Source organism: Denitromonas iodatirespirans, assembly GCF_018524365.1.
Lineage (GTDB): Bacteria > Pseudomonadota > Gammaproteobacteria > Burkholderiales > Rhodocyclaceae > Nitrogeniibacter > Nitrogeniibacter iodatirespirans.
The window spans coordinates 1-475 of sequence record NZ_JAEKFT010000139.1; the positions used below are offsets into that span (position 1 = coordinate 1).

Here is a 475-nt window from a genome sequence, read left to right on the forward strand (position 1 = left end):
TTCAACGCCGCGCCCAACTTCGAAGCCCCCACCGATGTCGGCGGTGACAACATCTACGACGTCACCGTGCAGGTGAGCGACGGCACCACCACCGACACCCAGGCCATCGCGGTGACGGTCACCAATGTGAACGAAGCGCCCACGCTCATCAGCCTGAGCAACAACACCATCGCCGAGAACACCGACACCTCCAGCGGCACCAGCATCGGCACCCTGAGCACCACCGACCCGGACAGTGGCGACAGCACCAGCTACACCATCGTCGGCGGCGCCGATCAAGCCAAATTCAGCGTCGGCGGTGCGGGCTCGGACGAACTGATCCTCACCGACGGCGTGCTCGACTTCGAGACGCAGTCGAGCTACGCGGTGACGGTACGCATCACCGACGGCGGCGGACTCACCCGCGACGAGAGCTTCACCCTCAGCGTCACCGACCAGAACGAAGCGCCGAGCTTCGTGAGCAGCGCCGTGACCG

General features: G+C 65.5%; 1 protein-coding gene. It reads left to right on the forward strand.

Going from position 1 to position 475, the window contains the following annotated elements; all coding sequences use genetic code 11:
• The coding region (locus tag I8J34_RS25350) for a cadherin repeat domain-containing protein (RefSeq protein WP_214364201.1) at window positions 1-475 on the forward strand (475 nt) is incomplete at both ends.